This window comes from Ottowia cancrivicina (genome assembly GCF_029813755.1).
GTDB classification, from domain to species: Bacteria; Pseudomonadota; Gammaproteobacteria; order Burkholderiales; family Burkholderiaceae_C; genus Ottowia; species Ottowia massiliensis.
In genome coordinates this window covers 26,193-47,588 of sequence record NZ_JARVII010000007.1, presented here as the reverse complement: position 1 = coordinate 47,588, position 21,396 = coordinate 26,193, and the positions used below count along the sequence as shown (strand labels likewise).

Genomic DNA, 21,396 nt, shown 5'->3' with positions numbered 1-21,396 from the left:
ATTCAAATCGTCCAAGACGATTCATGAAGCTTGATTTTCGTTATTCCTTTCCATATACGGAATTTACGGAGAAATGATTTTTTTCATATCAATTTCCTTTTCGGGATTTCAAAAGCTTTTCCACCGCCTGCCCCGTGTGCGTGCCTGCCTTCACCACATCTTCCGGCGTGCCGGCGGCGACCAGCTGGCCGCCGGCGTCGCCGCCTTCGGGGCCTAGGTCGATGATCCAGTCGGCTTCGGCGATGAGGTCCAGGTCGTGTTCGATGACGATGACGCTGTGGCCGGCATCGACCAGGCGGTGCAGGACGTGGATGAGTTTTTCCACGTCTTGCATGTGCAGGCCGACGGTGGGTTCGTCGAGCACGTAGAGGGTGTGCGGGGCTTTGCGGCCCCGGCGGGTGAGGTCGTCGCGCGCTTTGGCGAGTTCGGTCACGAGCTTGATGCGCTGGGCTTCGCCACCGCTCAAGGTGGGGCTGGGCTGACCGAGGGTGAGGTAGCCCAGGCCCACGTCCTTGAGCAGTTGCAGGGGGTGGGCAATGGCGGGCATGGCGGCGAAGAAGTCCACGGCTTCGTCCACTTCCATTTGCAACACGTCGCCAATGTTTCTGCCGCGCCAGGTGACGGCCAGGGTTTCGGGCGAAAAGCGCGCGCCGTGGCAGGTTTCGCAGGGCACTTTCACGTCGGGCAGAAAGGCCATTTCGATGGTGCGCATGCCCTGGCCTTCGCAAGCCGGGCAGCGGCCTTCGCCGGTGTTGAAGGAAAACCGCCCTGGGCCGTAGCCGCGCGCGCGGGCTTCCAGCGTGTCGGCAAAGAGCTTGCGCACGGTGTCCCAGAAGCCGATGTAGGTGGCGGGGCACGAGCGCGGGGTTTTGCCGATGGGGGTTTGATCGACTTCGAGCACGCGGTCGATGCCGCCAAAGCCTTTGAGGTCGGCGCAGCCCGTGGCGCTGCCTGCGCCGCTGTTTTGATAGCTGCTGGCGCTTGATTGGCGTGCGCTGGAGCGGGTTTTGGGCGTTGTTCCGGCGGCGGCCTTGCTGGCGAGCAGGCGCTGCACGCTGCTCAGGAGCACGTCGCGGGCGAAGGTGGATTTGCCGCTGCCGCTCACGCCGGTGACGGCGACCAGGCGCTTGAGGGGCAGGGCCGCGTTGATGTGGCGCAGGTTGTGCAGGCAGGCGTTTTGCAGCCAGAGCCAGCCGGGTTCGCTGCTGACGGGAAAGTCGCCCAGCGTTTGCAGGGCCTGGGCCATGCGGGCGGCGGCAGGCGGCTGGCCTTTGCCAGCGTCGCTGCGGATGGCCTGGCTGGCGTCTTGCACGCTGGCGGGCCAGTTCACTTCGCGGCGCGGGTGCAGGGGGTGGCGCATGGCCTGGCGCAGGTAGCGGCCCGTGGCGGATTCGGGCGCGGCGGCCAGGTCGGCCACGCTGCCCTGGGCGATGAGGCGGCCGCCGCGCACGCCCGCGCCGGGGCCGATGTCGATCAGGTGTTCGGCGCGGCGGATGGTGTCTTCGTCGTGCTCCACCACGACCAGCGTGTTGCCTTTGGCCGAGAGCTGGTGCAGCGCGTCCAGCAGGATGTGGTTGTCGCGCGCATGCAGGCCGATGGTGGGTTCGTCGAGCACGTAGCACACGCCTTGCAGGTTGCTGCCCAGCTGGGCGGCCAGGCGGATGCGCTGGGCTTCGCCGCCGCTGAGCGTGGGCGCGCCCCGGTCCAGCGTGAGGTAGCCCAGGCCCACTTGCTCCAGAAATTCAAGGCGGCTGCTGATTTCGGGCAGCAAATCGCGCGCGATTTCCGCTTCGCGCCCTTGCAGGCGCAGCGCGGCAAACCACTGGCGCAGCTGGCTGACGCTCATGCGGGCCAGTTCGGTGATGGCGATGCCGCCGTGGCTTCCGGGGCTTTCTAGGTTCTTTTCCGCTCCTTTTTTGGTAGCTGCCCGCGCTGATTTCACTAGGACTTCAGGCCGATTTGGCTCTGATTCAGAGGGCTTGCCAGAAGGCGCGCTGCCCCATTCCGCTGGCAGTAGCACGTGCCGCGCCACGGGGTTCAGGCGCGTGCCGTGGCAGGCGGGGCAGGGTTGGCCCGTCAGCCCCTCCACATCGGCTTCGGCAAAGCTTTGCTCGCGGCCTTTTGGGTCGCCCGCCAGCACGGAGTCATCCAGCGCCTGGCGCTGCTCGCGCGTGAGCAGCAAGCCGGTGCCCACGCATTCGGGGCACCAGCCGTGTTTGCTGTTGTAGGAAAACAGGCGCGGGTCTGGCTCGGCATAGCTGGTGTCGCACACGGGGCAGGCGCGGCGGGTGGAAAAGACGGCCACCTGCCCCATGCCAGCCGTGGGCTGGCCCGCTTGCAGCGCGGCAGGCAGGCCGCTGGCGCCGTGCAGCACGTGAACGATGCCTTTGCCGTGCTCCAGCGCGCGCGCCAGGCCGCTGCGCAAGGCGGCTTCGTTGCCGGGCGTCACGGGCAAGGTCAGCACGGGCAGCTCGATGGTGTGTTCCTTGAAGCGGTCGATGCGCGGGAAGGCGCCGGTGGGCAGAAATTCGCCATCCACGCGCAAGTGGGCGTAGCCGCGCGGGCGCGCCCATTCGGCCAGTTCGGTGTAAACGCCTTTGCGGCCCACCACCAGCGGGGCCATCAGGCAGATGGTTTGGCCCCGGTAGCGGGTGAGCAGCTGCGCGGCGATGCGTTCGGGCGTTTGCGGCTGCACGGGCGCGCCGTCGTGCACGCAGTGCTGCACGCCCAGCTTCACGTAGAGCAGGCGCAGAAAGTGCCAGACCTCGGTGATGGTGCCCACGGTGGATTTGCGCCCGCCGCGCGAGAGGCGCTGCTCGATGGCGACGGTGGGCGGTATGCCGTGCACGGCGTCCACATCCGGGCGGCCGGCGGGCTGCACGATGCTGCGGGCGTAGGCGTTCAGGCTTTCCAGATAGCGGCGCTGGCCTTCGCCAAAGAGGATGTCGAAGGCCAGCGTGGATTTGCCGCTGCCGCTCACGCCGGTGATGACGCTGAATTTGCCGCGCGGAATGCAAACGCTCAGGTTCTTCAGGTTGTGCTCGCGGGCGTGGACGATTTCAATCTCGGCCCGGGCGGGTGCGGCGGGCGCAGCAGGCGCGGCATAGGCGGCGCGCGCTTCAGCGACTTCAGTCACTTCAGCGGCGGCTTGATCGGCGGCTTCAGCCGCTTGCGCCATGCCCGCCGCCAGCGCGCGCTCGTATTCGCGCAGCGCCGCGCCGGTGTGCGAATGCGGGCAGGCCGCCACTTCGGCGGGCGCGCCTTGCGCCACGATGCGCCCGCCCGCCTCGCCGCCTTCGGGGCCAAGGTCAATCAGCCAGTCGCTGGCGCGCATCACGTCCAGGTTGTGTTCGATGACGATGATGGAGTGCCCCGCTTGCAGCAGCTTGCGCAGCGCGCGCATGAGCTTGGCGATGTCGTCAAAGTGCAGGCCGCTGGTTGGCTCGTCAAACAGAAACAGCGTGCCTTTTTTGGCCACGGGCTGGCGCGACCGGCTGGCTGTTTGCGCAGCTTCGGCCAGGTGGCCTGCCAGTTTCAGGCGCTGCGCCTCGCCGCCGCTGAGCGTGGGCACGGGCTGGCCCAGCTTCACGTAGTCCAGCCCCACATCCATCAGCGGTTGCAGGGCGCGGATGACGTCGCGGTCTTGCGCAAAAAGCTGCGCGGCTTCGGCCACGGTGAGTTCCAGCACGTCGGCCACGTTCAGCGCGCGGGCGGCGGGGGCGGGGTCGGGCCTGCCGCTGGCCACTTCGGCCAGGCGTTCGGCGGCGGCGTCCAGGTCGGCATCCGTGGCCAGGCTGCGCGCGGGGCGCTCTATCGTCACTTCCAGCACTTCGGGCCGCCAGCGGCGGCCGTTGCAGTCGGGGCAGCGCAGATACACGTCGCTCAGAAACTGCATTTCCACGTGCTCGAAGCCGCTGCCGCCGCAGGTGGGGCAGCGGCCGTCGCCGCTGTTGAAGCTGAATTTGGCGGCGGTGTAGCCGCGCTGGCGCGCCAGCGGCGCGGCGGCAAAGAGCTTGCGGATGGCGTCCCACGCGCCCACATAGCTGGCCGGGTTGGAGCGCGCCGTTTTGCCGATGGGCGATTGATCGACGAACACCACGCCCGCCAGCTGTTCGGCGCCCAGCAGGCGCTCGTGCGCGCCGGGCGCTTCGGTGGCCTGGCCAAAGTGGCGCAGCAGCGCCGGGGCCAGCACGTTTTGAATGAGCGTGGATTTGCCCGAGCCGCTCACGCCCGTCACCGTCACCAGCCGTTGCAGGGGGAAGGCCACATCCAGCCCTTTGAGGTTGTGCTCGCGCGCGCCTTCCAGAATGAGCCGGGGCGTGCTGTCCTGCACGGGCCGCGCCTGCCCGGCGCTGATGCGCTTGCGCCCGCCCAGATACTGGCCGGTGAGCGTATCGGCCTGCCGCAATTGGGCGGGCGTGCCGTCAAACACGATGCGCCCGCCTGCCGCGCCGGGGCCGGGGCCAAAGTCCAGCACGCGGTCGGCGGCCAGCATCACGGCCGGGTCGTGCTCCACCACCACCAGCGTGTTGCCCGCGCGCTTGAGGCGCTGCATGGCGCAGTTGATGCGCGCCATGTCGCGCGGGTGCAGGCCAATGCTGGGCTCGTCCAGCACAAACAGCGTGTTCACCAGCGAAGTGCCCAGCGCCGTGGTGAGGTTGATGCGCTGCACTTCGCCGCCGCTCAGGGTGCGGCTTTGCCGGTCCAGCGTGAGGTAGTCCAGCCCCACGTCCGTCAGGTATTGCAGGCGCGCGCGGATTTCGTCCAGGATGAGCTTGCGCGCCTGCGCATCGGCGCTGGCGGCCGATGGCGCGGCGGCATCCGCCGCATCAGCGCGAGCGCCGGTTTCAGCTTCAGTTTCGGTATCAAACCGGCCGTTTGTCCTAGTGGAATCTGCGCTGGCAACTATCTTTTTGATAGTAATTTCAGGCCCCGCCAGCCGGTCTGCGAACACGCGCAGGCGCTCGATGGGCAGCTGCATCACGTCATGCAGGCTCAGGCCCGGCAGGCTTTCAAGCTGCTCGCGCGTCCAGGCCACGCCGTGCGGCATGAAGCGCTGCGCGGGCGCCAGCACGGCATCGGCGTCGGCCTTGCTGCCCACGCGCCACAAGAGCGATTCGTCTTTGAGGCGCGCGCCGCCGCACGCCTCGCACGGGGTGTAGCTGCGGTATTTGGACAGCAGCACGCGGATGTGCATCTTGTAGGCCTTGCTCTCCAGATACTGGAAAAAGCGCCGCATGCCGTACCACTGCCGGCTCCAGTTGCCCTCGCGGAAATTCGGCGCGCCTTCAATCACCCATTGCCGCTGCTGCGGCGTGAGCTGCGTCCAGGGCGTGTCGCGCGGAATGCCCGCCGCTGCGGCGTGGCGCATCAAATCTTGCTGGCACTCCTTCCACGCGGGCGTCTGAATCGGCTTGATGGCCCCGGCGCGCAAGCTCAGCCGCGCATCAGGCACGACCAGCCCCCAGTCCACGCCAATCACCCGCCCAAAGCCCCGGCACGCCTCGCACGCGCCCACTGGCGAGTTGAAGGAAAACATCGACGGCGACGGCTCGTGATAGCGCCGCCCGCTCTCCGGGCAATGCAGCCCCGTGGAAAAGCGCCAGAGCAGCGGCCCGCCGCTGTTTTCGCCGCTGTCTTGGCCGCTCAAGCCTTCTTTTTCGCCCTCGCCCTCATCCGCCAGCACATACGCCGCCATCTGCCCGCCGCCGCGCCGCAGCGCCACTTCAATGGCTTCCAGCGCCCGCGCGCGCTCGGCGCGCCCCAGGCGGAAGCGGTCGGCCACCACATCCAGCACCTTGCGCCCGCCCTCTTGCCGCTCGGCCTGCACCCGCGTGAAACCGCTGGCCGATAGCCACTGCTGCACCTCGTCGGCGCTGGCGCTGGCGGGCAGCTCCACGGCAAACGTGAGCGCCACGCGCGGATCGCCCGCCGCTTTGGCGCGGCGCAGCAGCTCGGCGTAAATGCTCTCGGCGCCGTCATGGCGCACCGGCAGCGCCGTTTGCGCGTCAAAAAGCTGCCCGGCGCGCGCGAACAGCAGCTTGATGTGGTCGTTCAGCTCCGTCATCGTGCCCACGGTGGAGCGCGAAGAGCGCACCGGATTGGTCTGGTCAATCGCAATCGCGGGCGGCACGCCCTCCACGCGGTCCACCGCCGGTTTGTCCATGCGGTCGAGAAACTGCCGCGCGTAGGCGCTGAAGGTTTCCACATAGCGCCGCTGCCCTTCGGCATACAGCGTGTCAAACACCAGGCTGGACTTGCCCGAGCCGCTCGGCCCCGTCACCACCGTCATCTCGCCCGTGCGAATGTCCACGTCCAGGTTTTTCAGGTTGTGCTGGCGCGCGCCGCGCAGGCGAATCAGCGACGCGGCGGCGCGGGCAGCAGCCGGATCAGGCGCGGAATCAGGAACGGATACGGAAACGGGGGCAGGCGTGCAAGCAGCGGTTTTCTTTTTGGGCATGCCCGCACAGATGCCCGCCAGCAGCAGGTTTTCAAGCAGCCCAGGCGCTGCCGCAAGGCGCGCCGCGCGCGAAGCCGCGCCAAAGGCTTTTCAGTACACCGGCGGCTCGCCTTCGGGCCGGGTTTTGAAGCGCTTGTGCACCCAGTAGTACTGCTCGGGCATGGCGTTGATCCACTCTTGCAGGCGCTCGTTCATGAGGGCCGTGTCGGCCTGCACGTCGTCCGTGGGATAGCCCTGCCAGGGGGCGTGCACCTGCACTTCGTAGCCAGCGGCGGTCATGCGGGTGATGACAGGGATGACGCGCGCGCGCCCCAGCCGGGCAAAGCGCGGCAGCGAGGGCACGGTGGCGGCGGGCACGCCGTAAAAGGGCACGAAGATGGACTCTTGCGGGCCGAAGTTCATGTCAGGCAGCAAATAGAGATAGCGGCCGCCGCGCAGGGCCTTGATGACGGGCTTGACGCCGTCTTCCCGGTTGAGCGGCTGCACGTCGCCAAAGCGCTGGCGGCCCTGGCGCATCCAGGCGTCCAGCGCCGCATCGCGCTGGATGGTGTAGATGGTGCAGCCGCGCTGGATGAGCCGCTGCATGATGGCCGAGCCGCCCGCGTCCATGCCGTAAAAGTGCGGGGCGAAGAGCACGGCGGCTTCGGGGCGGCGCAGCTCATCGGCCTGGCCGGTGATGCGCACGCGCTCCAGCAGCAGGCGGGGCGCGCCGTGCCAGACCCAGGCGCGGTCCAGAAAAGCCTGAAAAAAGCAGATGAAACTCTGGCGCGCCACCTGCCGGCGGCGCTTTTCGCTCCACTGCGGAAAGCACAGGCGCAAATTGACCAGGGCCACGTGGCGGCGGCCGCGCGCCAGCGGCCAGCACAGGCTGCCCAGCAGCCAGCCCGCGCCGCGCAGCACGGGCAGCGGCAGCGGGGCGATCAGGCGCATGAGGCGCACGACCAGGCGGCCCGTCCAGCGGCCCCGCGCCGGATCTGCTTTTGCCGCTTGGGCGCAAGGAGATTCGCCCATGGCCTTCAGCCTTGCGGGCGCGGGTGCTTGTAGCGCCCGTAGCCCCAGAGGTATTGCTGCGGGCACTGGCGGATGAGGCGCTCCATCTCGGCGTTGATGTGCGCCACGGCGGCGGACAGCTCTTGCGGCAGCGGGCTTGACAGCGGCTGCACGTGCAGGCAAAAGCCCCGCGCGGCGGGCAGGCGCTCGCCCCACACCAGCAGCGGCGTGGCGCCCGTTTGCAGCGCCAGGCGCGCCGCCAGCGTCATGGTGTAGGCGGGCTTGCCGAAAAAAGGCGTCCACTCGCCCAGCCCTTCGGGCGGCACCTGATCGGGCAGCAGGCCCACGGCATGGCCCGCGCGCAGGGCCTTGAGCATTTGCCGCACGCCCGCCAGCGTGGTGGGCGCGGTTTCCAGCCCCTCACGGCGGCGGGCGGTTTCCACCACTTCGGCCAGCGCCTTCTGGCGCGCGGGGCGGTAGAGCACCGTCAGCGGCCCGTATTGCGCCGAGTAGCGCGCGGCCAGCCCCTGCGCGGTGATCTCGAAGCAGCCCAGATGCGGCGTGAGAAACACGATGCCCCTGCCTGCCGCGTAGGCGGCATCGGCCGCTTCCCGCCCCTGCCACTGCACGGGCACGGGCGGGCCGAACCACAGGCGCGGCGTCTCGCACGCCATGCGGCCCGCGTGCGCCACGGCGGCGCGCACCTGCCCGAAGGCGTAGCCCGCCTGTGCGGCGTTTTGCGCAAAGCGCCTGCGATAGGTGGGAGAAAGCAGCCAGATCAGCCAGCCCAGCGCCGCACCCACGCCGTGCAACAACCCCAACGGCCATCCGGATACAAGGCGATACAGCAAAAGCATGAAAACGCAAATAGGTAGAATGCGCAACTTGTCGCCGAGTTAACCGGGCAACTTGCAGGGCGACATTAAAAAAATACTGCTAAAGCGTTCGCCAGGCTCCTTCCGGTTGCTTTGCAAAACGGTTTTGCAAACGCGGCGGCGACGCGCAACCCAAGGAGTTTATTCACATCATGGCGAACGACTTTCTCTTCACATCCGAATCCGTTTCCGAAGGCCACCCCGACAAGGTGGCCGACCAGATTTCCGACAGCATCCTGGATGCCATCCTTGCGCAAGACCCGCGCGCGCGCGTGGCCGCCGAAACGCTGACCAACACCGGCCTGGTGGTGCTGGCCGGCGAAATCAGCGCCAATGCCAACGTGGACTACATCCAGGTGGCGCGCGACACCATCAAGCGCATCGGCTACGACAACACCGACTACGGCATTGACTACAAAGGCTGCGCCGTCATGGTCTGCTACGACCGGCAAAGCAACGACATCGCCCAGGGCGTGGATCAGGCCAGCGACGACCACCTGAACACCGGCGCGGGCGATCAGGGCCTGATGTTCGGCTACGCCTGCGACGAAACGCCCACCCTCATGCCCGCGCCCATCCACTACGCCCACCGCCTGGTCGAACGCCAGGCCATGCTGCGCAAGGATGGCCGCCTGCCTTTTTTGCGCCCCGACGCCAAAAGCCAGGTCACGCTGCGCTACGTGGACGGCAAGCCCCACAGCATCGACACCGTGGTGCTCTCCACCCAGCACAGCCCTGACCAAAGCGAAAGCGCCACGAAGATGAAGGCCAGCTTCATCGAAGCCGTGATCGAGGAAATCATCAAGCCCGTGCTGCCCGCCGAGTGGCTCAAGGACACGCGCTTTCTCATCAACCCCACCGGGCGCTTCGTCGTCGGCGGCCCGCAAGGCGACTGCGGCCTGACGGGCCGCAAGATCATCGTGGACACCTACGGCGGCGCCTGCCCCCACGGCGGCGGCGCTTTCAGCGGCAAAGACCCCACCAAGGTGGACCGCAGCGCCGCCTACGCCGCCCGCTACGTGGCCAAGAACATCGTCGCCGCCGGGCTGGCGCGCCAGTGCCAAATCCAGGTGGCCTACGCCATCGGCGTGGCGCAGCCCATGAACATCACCGTCTACACCGAAGGCACCGGCAAGCTGCCTGACGAAAAACTGGCCCAGCTCGTGCGCGAACATTTCGATTTGCGTCCCAAGGGCATCATCGAAATGCTCAAGCTGCAACGCCCCATTTACGCCAAAACCGCCGCCTACGGCCACTTTGGCCGCAACGAGCCGGAATTCAGCTGGGAACAGACCGACAAGGCCGAAGCCCTGCGCGCCGCCGCCGGGCTGTAAGGCGCGCCGCAGCGATCACGGGCCATGCAAGTGACACGAGCCGCCTGGCTATCCGCCTGCCTGCTGGCGCTGGCTGCCTGCCTGCCCGGCTGCACGCCCACGCGCGAGAGCGCGCCTTCAGCCGGGCAAGACACCGGGCAGGCTGCTTCCGGCGGCGCGCCCGCGCCTGGCGCAATCCGCCTCTGGGCCGACAGCGCCTTGCGCCCTGCCGTGCAGGCCATTGCCAGCCGCCACGAAGCGCGCACGGGCCAGCCCGTGGCGCTCACCTTCGGCTCTTCCGCCGCCCTGCGCCAGCGCATCAGCCAGGGGCAGGAAGCCGACGTTTTCGTGGCCGCCGGCTCCACCCAGCCGCAGCAGCTGGCATCTGGCGGGCAATGGCAGCCGCCTGCCGTCATTGCCAAAGACAGCCTGTGCCTGATGACCGCGCCGCGCCTGACCGTGGCGCCTGCCACGGCGCTGGGCGCGCTGCTGCGCGCCGATGTGCGCGTGGGCGCCTATCAGCCCGGCGCCGAGCCGCTGGGCGATGCGTTCTGGCAATTGGTGGACCGCGCCGACCAGCTCCAGTCCGGCGCGCATGCCACGCTCACCGCCAAAGTTCATGTGCTCTCCGGCGGCCAGCCCCTGCGCGAAGAGCTGATGCAGGGCCGCATTGATGCCGCCGTGCAGGGCTGCATCGGCGCGGGCGCAGACGCCGCCTCCACCGCCCTGGGCATCACCCCGCTGCCCGCCGCGCTGGACACGGGCCTGCCCTACACCCTGACCTGGCGGCTCAAGGCTTCTGAAGCTGCCCGCCAACTGGCGCAGGCCATGCAGTCGCCCGAAGCGGCGCAGCAGTGGCGCGCCCTTGGCCTGCAAACGCCCTGAAAGGCTGTTCAAAGTCCGTCCGCAGGCGCAAGCGGCTTGCGGTTTGCGGTTTGCGCTTGGCCGTTCATCCCGATGCCCAGGCCTTTGCCCTTCGCGGCCAGATTGCAAGCAGGCTCTGATGGCTGTCGCGCCCAATGGCCGCGCGCCCAGCCCGCGCCGGCCCCCAGCGCCGAAGTCCAAGCCCGTGCGCAGCCTGCCTGGAACTCACGAAGGCGGCCCGGGCAAGGCAGGCGGCATGATTTTGCTCCTCTATCCATAGCTAGATGTCCTAGTGGGAACTGCGCAAAACGGCATTTTGAAGTCCCTTGATCTGCTCTTCTTTTTGACATTCCCCGGCTGGCGAAAACAGGGCCTGGGGGCTGGTTCTAAGATACGTTTTTCATTTTTCACTCCCTAACTGTTTTCCACATGTCCACCATCTTGCAATCGCTTCCCGCTGGCCAGAAAGTCGGCATCGCCTTTTCCGGCGGCCTGGACACTTCCGCCGCCCTGCTGTGGATGCGCCAGAAAGGCGCCGTGCCCTGCGCCTACACGGCCAATCTGGGCCAGCCTGACGAAACGGATTACGAGGCCATTCCGCGCAAGGCCCTGCAATACGGCGCCGAACTGGCGCGCCTGATTGACTGCCGCCGCCAGCTCGCGCACGAAGGCATCGCCGCCTTGCAATGCAGCGCCTTTCACATCAGCACGGCGGGCGTGACCTACTTCAACACCACGCCGCTGGGCCGCGCCGTCACGGGCACGATGCTGGTGAACGCCATGAAGGAAGACGATGTGAACATCTGGGGCGACGGCTCCACCTTCAAAGGCAACGACATCGAGCGCTTTTACCGCTACGGCCTGCTGGCCAACCCCGGCTTGCAAATCTACAAACCCTGGCTGGATCAGCGCTTCATCGACGAACTGGGCGGGCGCAAGGAAATGTCCGAGTTCCTGCGCGCATCAGGCTTTGACTACAAGATGAGCGCCGAAAAAGCCTACAGCACCGACAGCAACATGCTCGGCGCCACGCACGAGGCCAAAGACCTGGAAGAACTCTCCAGCGGCATCCGCATCGTCGAGCCGATCATGGGCGTGGCCTTCTGGCGCGCGGACGTGGACATCCGGCCCGAAGAAGTGCGCGTGCGCTTTGAAGAAGGCCAGCCCGTGGCGCTCAATGGCCAGACCTTTGACGACCCCGTGGCGCTCATGCTCCGCGCCAACGAAATCGGCGGCCGCCACGGGCTGGGCATGAGCGACCAGATTGAAAACCGCATCATCGAAGCCAAAAGCCGGGGCATTTACGAAGCGCCGGGCATGGCGCTGCTGCACGCGGCCTACGAGCGGCTGGTCACGGGCATTCACAACGAAGACACCATCGAGCAATACCGCATCAACGGCCTGAAGCTGGGCCGCCTGCTCTACCAGGGCCGCTGGTTTGACCCGCAGGCCATCATGCTGCGCGAGATGTCGCAGCGCTGGGTGGCGCGCGCCATCACGGGCGAAGTCACGCTGGAGCTGCGGCGCGGCAACGACTACAGCATTCTCAACACCGAAAGCCCCAATCTCACCTACGCGCCAGAGCGTCTGTCGATGGAAAAGGTGGAAAACGCCCCCTTCACGCCCGCCGACCGCATCGGGCAGCTGACCATGCGCAACCTCGACATCACCGACACGCGCGGCAAGCTCGGCGTGTATGCCCGCGCCGGACTGCTGCAACTGGGCCAAGACTCGGTGCTGCCGCAGCTTGGCCACACGCGCCAGCCGCAGTAAGCGCCTGCCCAGCGTCTGGCCGAAGGGGAAACAGGCGGATCAAGAGGGCGGATCGGGCCGGACTGCAAGGCGCAAGACGGCCCGAAGCCGCAGGCAGATGGCCAGCAGGCTCCGCCGGCTCCCGGGGCGTGACAGCAATACGGGCCGCCGCGCAATCGGGCAAATCCCAATAGGCAAGCGGCTTTTCCGCGCATACAGTTCCCTCCATCGCAGCGCCGCAGGGCCTGGCCAGGCGAGCTGCCGCGAGGGGACCGAAGGAGACAAACCGCCAAGGCCAGCCTCCGCAAGAGGCACAAAAACACAAACAGGCCGCGCCAGTTGCATGAAGCGACCCGCACGCCGGGTTTTTACGGGCATCGCAAGATGCCCGTTTTTCTTGGCCCTTTCTTCTCATCCGCCCGGGGCGCAAACCTTGCATTCACCACTCACGGACAGGCCGCATGCTCGATCTGCTCATCGTCTCTTGCGCCTCGCTGCTGGCGGGGCTGATTGACGCCATCGTCGGCGGCGGCGGCCTGGTGCTGGTGCCCACGCTGTTTGCCGCCTACCCCGCCATGCCTCCGGCCACCTTGCTGGGCACCAACAAAAGCGCCTCGGTATGGGGCACGTTCATCGCCGCCGTGCAATACAGCCGCCAGGCGCCCATGCGCTGGCCCGTGCTGCTGCCGGCCGCCGCTGCTGCGCTGCTGGGTTCGCTGGGCGGCGCGTGGACGGTCACGCAAGTCGAGCCAGACTTTTTGCGCCGCCTGCTGCCCCTCATCCTGATCGCCGTGCTGGCCTACACGCTGGCCCGCAAAGACCTGGGCCGCATCCACGCGCCGCGCTACGCCCTGCGCGGCGAGCAGCTGGCCGCCTCGCTCATCGGGCTGGGCATTGGCTGGTACGACGGTTTTTTCGGCCCCGGCACGGGCAGCTTCTTCATCTTTCTGTTCGTGCGGCTGCTGGGCTACGACTTTCTCAACGCCTCGGCGGCCGCCAAACTGCTGAACGTGGCCACCAATGTGGCCGCCATCGCCCTGTTCGCCGCCAAGGGGCATGTGTGGTGGCAGGCGGGCCTGGTCATGGCCGCCGCCAATGTGGCCGGCAGCCTGATCGGCACGCGGCTGGCGCTCAGGCACGGCGCGGGCTTTGTGCGCGGCGCGTTCATTCTGGTGGTCGGCGCGCTGATTCTGAAAACGGGCTACGACGCCTTCTTCAAGTAAAGGCGCATAAGCGCCTGATGCCGCTTTCTGCGCTCCCTGCCAGCAGGCCGCAAGCATCAGAAGCAGAATTAATTCGCTCCTGTATCAATAGCATAAGGTCCTAGTGGAACGGGCGCTGAAGCCGCTTTTGATGGCCCTGTATTTGCTCCTTTTTCTGGTGTGCATTCAGGGCTGCGTTTGCTCCCGCATCACTTGCAGGGCCAGGCACAAGTCCTGCCAGGCGCGGGCCTTGTCGGGCGGGTTGCGCAGCAGGTAGGACGGGTGGTAGGTGACGATGACGGGCACGCCCGCGTACTGGTGCGCGCGCCCGCGCAGGCGGCCAATCGGCTCGCTGGTTTGCAGCAGCGACTGCACGGCAAAGCGCCCCATTGCCAGAATGACTTGCGGCTGCACCAGCGCCACCTGGCGGCGCAGGTAAGGCTCGCAGCGGGCCACTTCGTCCGGCTGCGGGTTGCGGTTGGCGGGGGGGCGGCACTTGAGCACGTTGGCGATGTACACGCCCTCGGCAGGCGGGCCGCCGGCCTGGCCTTCCTGGCCCGTCTGGCCCGCGCGTTTTTCCAGCGCGTCGATGGCGTCGTCCGCGTGGCGCGACAGGCCCATGGCCGCCAGCATGGCATCGAGCAGCTTGCCCGCCGGGCCGACGAAAGGCTGGCCCTGCCGGTCTTCCTGCTCGCCGGGGGCTTCGCCAACCACCATCCAGCGGGCCTGGCGCGCGCCCGCGCCAAACACGGTCTGGCGGCGGGTTTCGCACAAGCCGCAAGCCTGGCACTGGGCGACGGCGGTTTGCAGCGCGGGCCAGTCCATGTCTGCGACGGCCTGGGCGCTGGCGGCGGGCGCTTCGGGCCGGGCAGGCGCTTTGAGTGCTTCGGGCGTTCCGGGCGTTCTGGCCGGAGCCTTTGGCCCCGCAGGCGCCGCTTCTGCCCGCGCGGCAGCTGGCGGCGGCAAAACAGGCGCGGCGGCCCGCGCTTCAGGCGCTGCCGCACCGGGCTGGCACGGCCCTTTTTCTTTGGCGGGGCGGGCCTTGGCGCGGGGCAGCCAGTGGGTGCGGATGCCCATTTCGGCCAGCATGGCGCGCTGGCGCTCGCTCAGGGTGTCCCTCAAGGTGTCCATTTCGGCGGCTTCGGGGCGGGGTCAGAGATCCAGGCGCATGACGATGGCGTCTTCGCGCTGATTGTTGGCGCCCGGGTAGTAGCCGCGCCGCAGGCCCGCTTGCGCGAAGCCGCAGCGGCGGTACGCGCGCAAGGCGCGCTCGTTGCTGGCGCGCGCTTCCAGCCAGACGCACGCCGCGCCCTGCCCGCGCGCCCAGAGCGCAAGCGCCCGCAGCAGCACGCCGGCTAGGCCCTGGCCCTGGCTTTCGGGCGCCACGGCCAGATTGAGCAAGTGCGCTTCCTGCACGCCGGGCATGGCCACAAGGTAGCCCAGCAGCCGCTCTCCGGCCATCAGGCCCAGCAGGCAGTTGCCTGCGGCCAGCGCGCTGGCAAAGTGCCCGCGCGTCCACGGATGGGCCTGCGCGGCTTGCTCAATGGCCAGCACGGCGTCCAGATGCGACGCCGTTAGGGCCTGCAGGCGCGGCGCGGGGGCTGTCACGCGCGGCCCTCCGTCCGGCCTTGCTCCGCCCGCTTCTGCTTCGCTGCTTCCGCCGCGCGGGCGGCCAGCCGCTCGGCGGTGGTTTGCGCCACTTTGTCGCGGATGTACAGGGGCAGCGCCTGCTCGGCGGGCAGGCCCTGCCCGGCGGCCAGCATGGGCGCGGCCAGCGCGAGCAAGGCCGTGGCAGCGGGCTGGGCGGGCAGGCGGGGCAGGCTGTCCAGCGCGGGCGGCAGGCGGCTGCCGTAGGTGCTGGCGGCGTTGCCCGCCAAGGCCCAGCCAGCGGCGGACTCGCCAGCGGGCAGGGCTAGCTCCTCGGGCGCGCACACGCGCGCGGCGTCCAGGGCGCGCCAGGCATCTGCCTGCCAGATGAAAGGGGCGGCATAAACCTCGCCCATGCGGGCGTCCAGCCAGGCGAGCGCGCGCGTGAGGCCGTGGCGCTGGCGGGCGTTTTCGGCCACGGCCAGCAGGGTGTCGATGGGCAGCACGGGCACGCCCGCGCCCCAGGCCAGCCCCTGGGCCACGGCGCAGGCGGTGCGCAGGCCGGTGAAAGCGCCGGGGCCGCGCCCGAAGGCGATGGCGTGCAGGTCGGCCACGGCCAGCTGCGCCTGCTCCAGCAGCGCCAGGGCCTGCTCAATGAGCGTGGCGGAGGCTTGCGCGCCGCCGGCCGCCTCGTGCGCGAACACCTGCGGGCCGCGCTGCACGGCGATGGAGAGCGTTTCGGTGCTGGTGTCAAAGGCCAGAAGATTCATGGCGCGGGCGCGTCTTGGGTTTCAGTGTTCAGACGGAGCCTGGGCCTGCTTGCGCAGCGCCGAGGCGATGAGCGTTTGCGTGCCAAACCAGCCCCAGTAGATGCGGTGGCGCTGGATGAGGCGGCCTTGCAGCTCCATGAATTCGAGAATGTCGATTTGCTCGCCCTGCGGCGTGGCGCGGGGGTATTCCCACACGAGCAGGCCGCCTGCGCTCAGAAAACGCCCGTCGCGGTGCCAGCGCACGAGTTCGTTGGGGCGGCGGCGCGTGCCTTCTTCGAGGAATTCACGGATTTGCGCGTGCCCGCGCAGCACGCCGCTGGCGCGGTTCAGGATGACGGGCACAAGGGGCGACTCCAGCTCGGCGTCTTCGGCGTAGAGCGCCAGCAGCGCGGGCACGTCGCGGCTGCGGGCGGCTTCGTGCCAGCGGGCGTAGATGAATTCGGCATCGGTCATGGATGGGCTCCTTCTGGCGGCTGAAAAGCGCGGCACTCTGGCGCATGCCGGGGCGGGAAGGCAGGCGCCATTTCTGCTCCTCGTTCCATAGCAATACCTCCTGGATGAATAAGCGCAGATGCCATTTTCAGGCCCCTGAATTTCGCTCCTCTTTTTTGCTCTTCAGCCGCCAAACAGCTCGGCCAGCGCGCGGCCTGGCTCGCTGGCGCGCATGAAGGTTTCGCCCACGAGGAAGGCGTGCACGCCTGCCTGGCGCAGGCGCTGCACGTCGGCGCGGGTGGCGATGCCGCTTTCAGCCACGGGCAGGCGGCCGGCGGGCAGGGCGGGCAGCAGATCGAGCGTGGTTTGCAGCGTGGTGGCGAAGGTGCGCAAGTTGCGGTTGTTGATGCCGATGAGCGGGGTTTTCAGGCGCAGCGCGCGCTCCAGCTCGGCGGCGTCGTGCACTTCGGCCAGCACGGCCATGTCCAGGCTGTGGGCCAGGGCTTCCAGCTCGGCCATTTGCGCGTCTTGCAGGCAGGCGGCGATGAGCAAGATGGCGTCGGCGCCCATTGCGCGGGCTTCGTAAACCTGCCAGGGGTCGATGATGAAGTCTTTGCGCAGCACGGGCAGGCCGCAGCTGGCGCGCGCTTGCTTGAGGTAGTCGGGGCAGCCCTGGAAGAACTGCCGGTCGGTGAGCACGGAAAGGCAGGCGGCGCGGGTAGCGCCGTCGCCCTGGGCATAGCTTTGGGCGATGTCGGCGGGCGCGAAGTCGGCGCGGATGACGCCCTTGCTGGGGCTGGCTTTCTTGACTTCGGCGATGACGGCGGCCTGCCCGGCGGCCACTTTGGCGCGCATGGCGGCGGTGAAGTCGCGCGTGAGCACGCGGCTTTCGGCGTCTGCGCGCATGGCGGGCAGGGGAATTTTTTTCTGGCCGGCGGCGATTTCCTCGCGCTTGACGGCGATGATTTTTTGCAGGATGTCGTTCATGGCTGGCGGGCGGCTTCAGCGGCGCTTTGTGCGGCGGCGGGCGCGCCGCCTGGTGTGCTGTTGGGCGTGTCGTTTTGTGCGCTGTTTGGCGCGTTGTTTGGCGCATTTCCGGGCGCGCCGCCTGCCGCGCTTTCTGTCTTGCTGCCCGTCTCGCCGCTTTCTTCATGAATGCCGCGCCGCAGGTTGCGGATGGTTTTGATGAGCATGAAGTAGGTCATCAAAGCGGCGATGACGATGACGATGGCGAGGGTGCCGAAGATTTTGAACAGCTCCGCCGTGGTGGGCATGTCGTGGTGGAACATGGGGCGCGCTCCTTTTCTTGCGTGTGGGCTGCCGGGGTGGCCTTGCGTGTTTCGTGCGGCTTCAGGCAGTGCGGCTGAAGGCTTGCACCTGCTCCAGCTTGGCTTGCGCCGCGCCGCTGGCAATGGCGGCGCGCGCCTGCTGCACGCCTTCGGCCAGGCTGGCGGCCACGCCGGCGGCGTAGAGCGCGCCGCCCGCGTTCAGGGCCACGATGTCTTGCGCCTGGCCCGGCTGGCCTGCGAGCACGGCGCGCACGATGGCGACCGATTCGGCGGGCGTGGCCACGCGGATGCCTTGCGGCGGCTGGGTGTCGAGGCCGAAGTCTTCGGGGCGGATTTCGTATTCGCGGATTTGGCCGTTTTGCAGCTCGGCCACGAGGGTGGGCGCGCCCAGGCTGATTTCGTCCATGCCGTCCAGCCCGTGCACCACGAGGGCGTGCCGCGCGCCCAGGGCTTGCAGCACGCGCACCTGGATGCCGACCAGATCCGGGTGGAACACGCCCATGAGGATGTTGGGCGCGTCAGCCGGGTTGGTCAGGGGGCCGAGCAGGTTGAACAGGGTTTTCACGCCCATTTCCTTGCGGATGGCGGCCACGTTTTTCATGGCCGGGTGGTGATTGGGCGCGAACATGAAGCCCACGCCGGTTTCGGCCACGCATTGGGCGATTTGCTGCGGCGTGAGGTTCAGCTGGATGCCCAGCGCCTCCACGGCATCGGCGCTGCCCGACTGGCTGGAGACGCTGCGCCCGCCGTGCTTGGCCACGCGCGCACCGGCGGCGGCGGCCACAAACATGGCGCAGGTGCTGATGTTGAAGGTGCGCGCGCCGTCGCCGCCGGTGCCTACCACATCGACCAAATGCGTTTTGTCGGCAATGGGCACGGGCGTGGCGAATTCGCGCATGACTTGCGCGGCGGCGGTGATTTCGCCCACGGTTTCCTTTTTCACGCGCAGCGCGGCGGTGATGGCCGCCACCATCAGCGGCGAAATCTCGCCGCGCATGATCAGCCGCATCAGGTGCAGCATTTCGTCCTGAAAGATTTCGCGGTGCTCAATGGCGCGCAGCAGCGCCTCTTGCGGGGTGATGGGCATGTTTCAGGTCTTTCGGGGAGAACTCGGGAATTCAGGGATTCGGAAACTCAAGAAGGCGGAGGCGGGCAGGCCAATAAAAAAGGCCGCCTGTCGCCCCTTCGCGTCAGGCGGCCCTGCGCCTTGCCTGAAGGCTGGCTTGCTTCATTAACAGGAGCAAATTCAGGGCATCAAAAAGGCGCTTTGCGCAGTTTCCACCAGGAGCACACGCTATTGATCCAATAGCGAAAAACGCTGCTTTGCCTGGGGCGCCGCCCGCCAGCGCTCAGGCGCTCACCAGTGGTCGCGCAGGCTCGAATAGGCGTTGTTGCCGTAGCTGCTGCTGCCGTACAGGCGGTTGGCCAGGGGGGTGAAATACAGCTTGTCGGCAAACAGGTACTGCTCCACCTTGGCGCCGCTGACCAGCGTGTTGTTGGTGCAGGTGGTGGCATCGGGCGTAGTGCACACGGGGTCTTTCGCGTTGGCGAAAAGCGGATCCTTCGTTTCGTTCGCAATCAGGTTGTAGAACAGGCCGGGGTTGATGGCCAGAACGGTGCGGCCCCATTTCGTGTCCGCCAGCGACAGCAGCATGGCGTCGTTGAAAGCCACGGACAGATCGCGGATGGCGTTGGCCTTGGCTTCGCCCTGGGCGCGCGCCCAGGGCGACAGGCCCAGGTTGTACACGCCCGAAACCACCACGTGCTTGGCTCCCGCCTCGGACAGGCGCTTGGCCAGATCGCCCAGCGCCGTGCCGGCGGCCTTGACCGTGGCCGTGGTCGTGGCGGAAATGCCGGTTTCGTTCACGGCGGTCACGATGTCGGTGTGGCCGCCGGAGAGGATGATCACGTCGCTGTCTTCAAACTTGTTGTTCAGCCTGGCCAGCAGCGCGTCCACCTGCGCGGACAAGCTGGGCGCGCCGCCGCCCGTGGGATCGGCGGCGGTGATGCGGGCATTGCCGCGCGCGTAGCTCAGGCCGCCCGTGGAGCTGTCAGCCAGGGTCAGGCCGAAATGGGAGGCCAGCTGCTGCGTCCACAGCATGGAGCCGTCGTTGATGGTGTAGCGCTTGCCGTCGTGGCCCAGATCAATCATGCCGTCGCCCACGGCCATGAAACGCGTGGGCGTGAGCTGCTGCACGGTGGAGCCGGAGCCGCAAGCGGCCAGCAGGCTGGCCGTCGCCGCCAGCGCCACGGCGGCGGCGCGGGAGAACCAGGAAGTCTTCATGTGTCAGGTCTTTCCAGAAAAAAGGGGAAAAGAAGAAAAGGGCGGGGAAAAAATCGCGCCCGAGTTTAGAACCCCGGCAGGCAGCGGCCCGCGCGACCCTCTTGCGCCGCCTGGCCGCAGGCGGGCGCTTACAGCACCAGCGCCGCAACCCAGCCCGCCAGCAGCAGCGGAATGTTGTAGTGAATGAAGGTGGGAATGACGCTGTCTTTGACGTGGTTGTGCTGGCCGTCGGCATTGAAGCCCATTGTCGGGCCGAGGGTGGAGTCCGACGCGGGCGAGCCGGCATCGCCCAGCGCCCCGGCCGTGCCGATGATGGCCACCGTGGCCAGCGGAGAAAACCCCATGTGCACGCAAATCGGCACGTAAATGGCGGCAATGATCGGCAGCGTGGAAAACGAGCTGCCAATGCCCATCGTCACCAGCAGCCCCACCAGCAGCATGGCCAGCGAAACCAGCGCCTTGCTGTTGCCGAAAAAAGCCACGCTGTCACGCACCAGCGGCTCGATGCCGCCCGTGGCATTCATCACGGCGGCAAAACCATTGGCGGCAATCATGATGAAAGCGACCATGCTCATCATGCGAATGCCGCTATTGAAAACCGTATCGGCCTGCTGCCAGTGAATCACGCGCGAAACCATGAAAATGGCAAAACCCAGCAGGCCCGCAAGAATCAATGAGCCGGTGTATTTCTGCGCCAGAAAGGCAATGCTCACGGCAATCACCGCGACAATAATATTTTCCCGTTTGACCGCCACCTGCTCCGCCGCCCCTTCAACCGGCAAATCCTGATAATGGCGCGGCTTGCGGTAGCTGAAGAAAATGGCCGCCGCCAGCCCCGCCAGCATGCCCAGCGCGGGAATGAACATGGCGTGGTAGATATTGACGCCGGATACATCCATGCCGAATTTGCTGATATTGCCGAGCAGGATTTTGTTCAGGAAAATGTCGCCAAAACCATAAGGCACGAACATGTAGGTGCAAACCAGCCCGAAGGTGATCACGCAGGCGAGCATGCGGCGGTCCAGCTGAAGGCGGTTCATCACCACCAGCAGCGGCGGCACCACCAGCGGAATGAAGGCGATGTGGATGGGAATGAGGTTTTGGCTCATGATGCTCATCAGCAAAAGCGCCGCAATCAGCAGCCATTTCACATAATGGCCGCTGCCTTGCGTGGCGCGCCTGACAATGACATTGGCCATGGCCTGCGACAGCCCCGAATAGGAAATGGCCACGGCAAAAGCGCCCAATACCGCGTAAGACAGCGCCGTGGTGGTGCCCGCCGTAATGCCTTCCTCAAAAACCTTGACCAGATACTTCAATTTCAGCACCACGCCCGGTTCAGTCACGCCCGCAACGGCATCGGGCGGCAAGGCGGCCAAAATGGTGGCGGCCGGAATATCCGCCATCAGCCCGCCCGCAAAGGCGCTGATGATCAGGCTGAAAACCACATGCACGCGCGCAATGGATAGCGCCAGCATCAGGCACACGGCAAAAACGACTGGATTCATTCCAAAATTCCAAATGAAAATATAAAAAGATAACCGGCCATTGATACGGAATCCATCTATTCAACGCAAA

The 21,396-nt window shown here is 67.2% G+C and carries 16 protein-coding genes; 4 read left to right on the top strand and 12 right to left on the bottom strand.

Annotation, left to right across the window (positions count from 1 at the left end; translation table 11 throughout):
• Positions 1 to 88: 88 nt before the first annotated feature.
• The 3 genes from QB898_RS04890 to QB898_RS04880 form a co-directional block, all read right to left on the bottom strand.
• Entirely contained in the window at positions 89 to 6,067 is a 5,979-nt protein-coding gene (locus tag QB898_RS04890) for an excinuclease ABC subunit UvrA (protein ID WP_428982736.1), read from the bottom strand.
• Positions 6,068 to 6,550: 483 nt separating this feature from the next.
• Positions 6,551 to 7,471, bottom strand: a complete 921-nt coding sequence (locus QB898_RS04885) for a lysophospholipid acyltransferase family protein (RefSeq protein WP_082202977.1) — start codon at positions 7,469 to 7,471, stop codon at positions 6,551 to 6,553.
• Positions 7,472 to 7,476: 5 nt separating this feature from the next.
• The gene (locus tag QB898_RS04880) at positions 7,477 to 8,307 is read right to left on the bottom strand and encodes a lysophospholipid acyltransferase family protein (RefSeq protein ID WP_279524034.1); all 831 of its coding nucleotides are present in this window, start codon (positions 8,305 to 8,307) and stop codon (positions 7,477 to 7,479) included.
• A gap of 170 nt (positions 8,308 to 8,477) precedes the next feature.
• Between QB898_RS04880 and metK the strand changes: the two genes are divergently transcribed.
• The 4 genes from metK to QB898_RS04860 all read left to right on the top strand — a co-directional run bounded on the left by metK (position 8,478) and on the right by QB898_RS04860 (position 13,477).
• Positions 8,478 to 9,659 (top strand): methionine adenosyltransferase, encoded by a 1,182-nt coding sequence (metK, locus tag QB898_RS04875; protein ID WP_102283745.1) that lies wholly within the window; start codon positions 8,478 to 8,480, stop codon positions 9,657 to 9,659.
• 24 nt (positions 9,660 to 9,683) lie between these two features.
• On the top strand, positions 9,684 to 10,523 hold the full coding sequence (locus QB898_RS04870; protein ID WP_279524033.1) for a substrate-binding domain-containing protein: 840 nt from the start codon (positions 9,684 to 9,686) through the stop codon (positions 10,521 to 10,523).
• A 408-nt stretch (positions 10,524 to 10,931) separates the two neighbouring features.
• Positions 10,932 to 12,275 (top strand): argininosuccinate synthase, encoded by a 1,344-nt coding sequence (gene argG / locus QB898_RS04865; protein ID WP_279524032.1) that lies wholly within the window; start codon positions 10,932 to 10,934, stop codon positions 12,273 to 12,275.
• A gap of 440 nt (positions 12,276 to 12,715) precedes the next feature.
• Positions 12,716 to 13,477 carry a TSUP family transporter gene (locus QB898_RS04860; RefSeq protein ID WP_279524031.1) on the top strand — a complete coding sequence of 254 codons (762 nt, stop codon included), beginning with the start codon at positions 12,716 to 12,718 and terminating at the stop codon, positions 13,475 to 13,477.
• Between the two features lie 165 nt (positions 13,478 to 13,642).
• Here the strand turns inward: QB898_RS04860 and QB898_RS04855 are convergent, their stop codons facing one another.
• From QB898_RS04855 to QB898_RS04815, 9 genes are all read right to left on the bottom strand, one after another.
• Positions 13,643 to 14,587 (bottom strand): uracil-DNA glycosylase, encoded by a 945-nt coding sequence (locus tag QB898_RS04855; protein WP_279524030.1) that lies wholly within the window; start codon positions 14,585 to 14,587, stop codon positions 13,643 to 13,645.
• A 21-nt stretch (positions 14,588 to 14,608) separates the two neighbouring features.
• Positions 14,609 to 15,064, bottom strand: coding sequence for a ribosomal protein S18-alanine N-acetyltransferase (gene rimI / locus QB898_RS04850; RefSeq protein WP_050714955.1), 456 nt, complete (start codon positions 15,062 to 15,064; stop codon positions 14,609 to 14,611).
• Positions 15,061 to 15,813, bottom strand: coding sequence for a tRNA (adenosine(37)-N6)-threonylcarbamoyltransferase complex dimerization subunit type 1 TsaB (gene tsaB, locus QB898_RS04845; RefSeq protein WP_279524029.1), 753 nt, complete (start codon positions 15,811 to 15,813; stop codon positions 15,061 to 15,063). The genes rimI and tsaB overlap by 4 nt, the downstream gene beginning before the upstream one ends.
• A 21-nt stretch (positions 15,814 to 15,834) precedes the next feature.
• Entirely contained in the window at positions 15,835 to 16,266 is a 432-nt protein-coding gene (locus QB898_RS04840) for a nuclear transport factor 2 family protein (RefSeq protein WP_050714953.1), read from the bottom strand.
• A gap of 162 nt (positions 16,267 to 16,428) precedes the next feature.
• The gene (gene trpC, locus QB898_RS04835; protein ID WP_050714952.1) at positions 16,429 to 17,232 is read right to left on the bottom strand and encodes an indole-3-glycerol phosphate synthase TrpC; all 804 of its coding nucleotides are present in this window, start codon (positions 17,230 to 17,232) and stop codon (positions 16,429 to 16,431) included.
• Positions 17,229 to 17,534 (bottom strand): hypothetical protein, encoded by a 306-nt coding sequence (locus QB898_RS04830; RefSeq protein ID WP_279524028.1) that lies wholly within the window; start codon positions 17,532 to 17,534, stop codon positions 17,229 to 17,231. The genes trpC and QB898_RS04830 overlap by 4 nt, the downstream gene beginning before the upstream one ends.
• A 61-nt stretch (positions 17,535 to 17,595) precedes the next feature.
• Positions 17,596 to 18,621 (bottom strand): anthranilate phosphoribosyltransferase, encoded by a 1,026-nt coding sequence (trpD, locus tag QB898_RS04825; protein ID WP_279524027.1) that lies wholly within the window; start codon positions 18,619 to 18,621, stop codon positions 17,596 to 17,598.
• Positions 18,622 to 18,891: 270 nt separating this feature from the next.
• Positions 18,892 to 19,818 (bottom strand): SGNH/GDSL hydrolase family protein, encoded by a 927-nt coding sequence (locus QB898_RS04820; protein ID WP_279524026.1) that lies wholly within the window; start codon positions 19,816 to 19,818, stop codon positions 18,892 to 18,894.
• Positions 19,819 to 19,946: 128 nt separating this feature from the next.
• On the bottom strand, positions 19,947 to 21,326 hold the full coding sequence (locus QB898_RS04815; RefSeq protein ID WP_279524025.1) for a Na+/H+ antiporter family protein: 1,380 nt from the start codon (positions 21,324 to 21,326) through the stop codon (positions 19,947 to 19,949).
• Between the last annotated feature and the right edge of the window lie 70 nt (positions 21,327 to 21,396).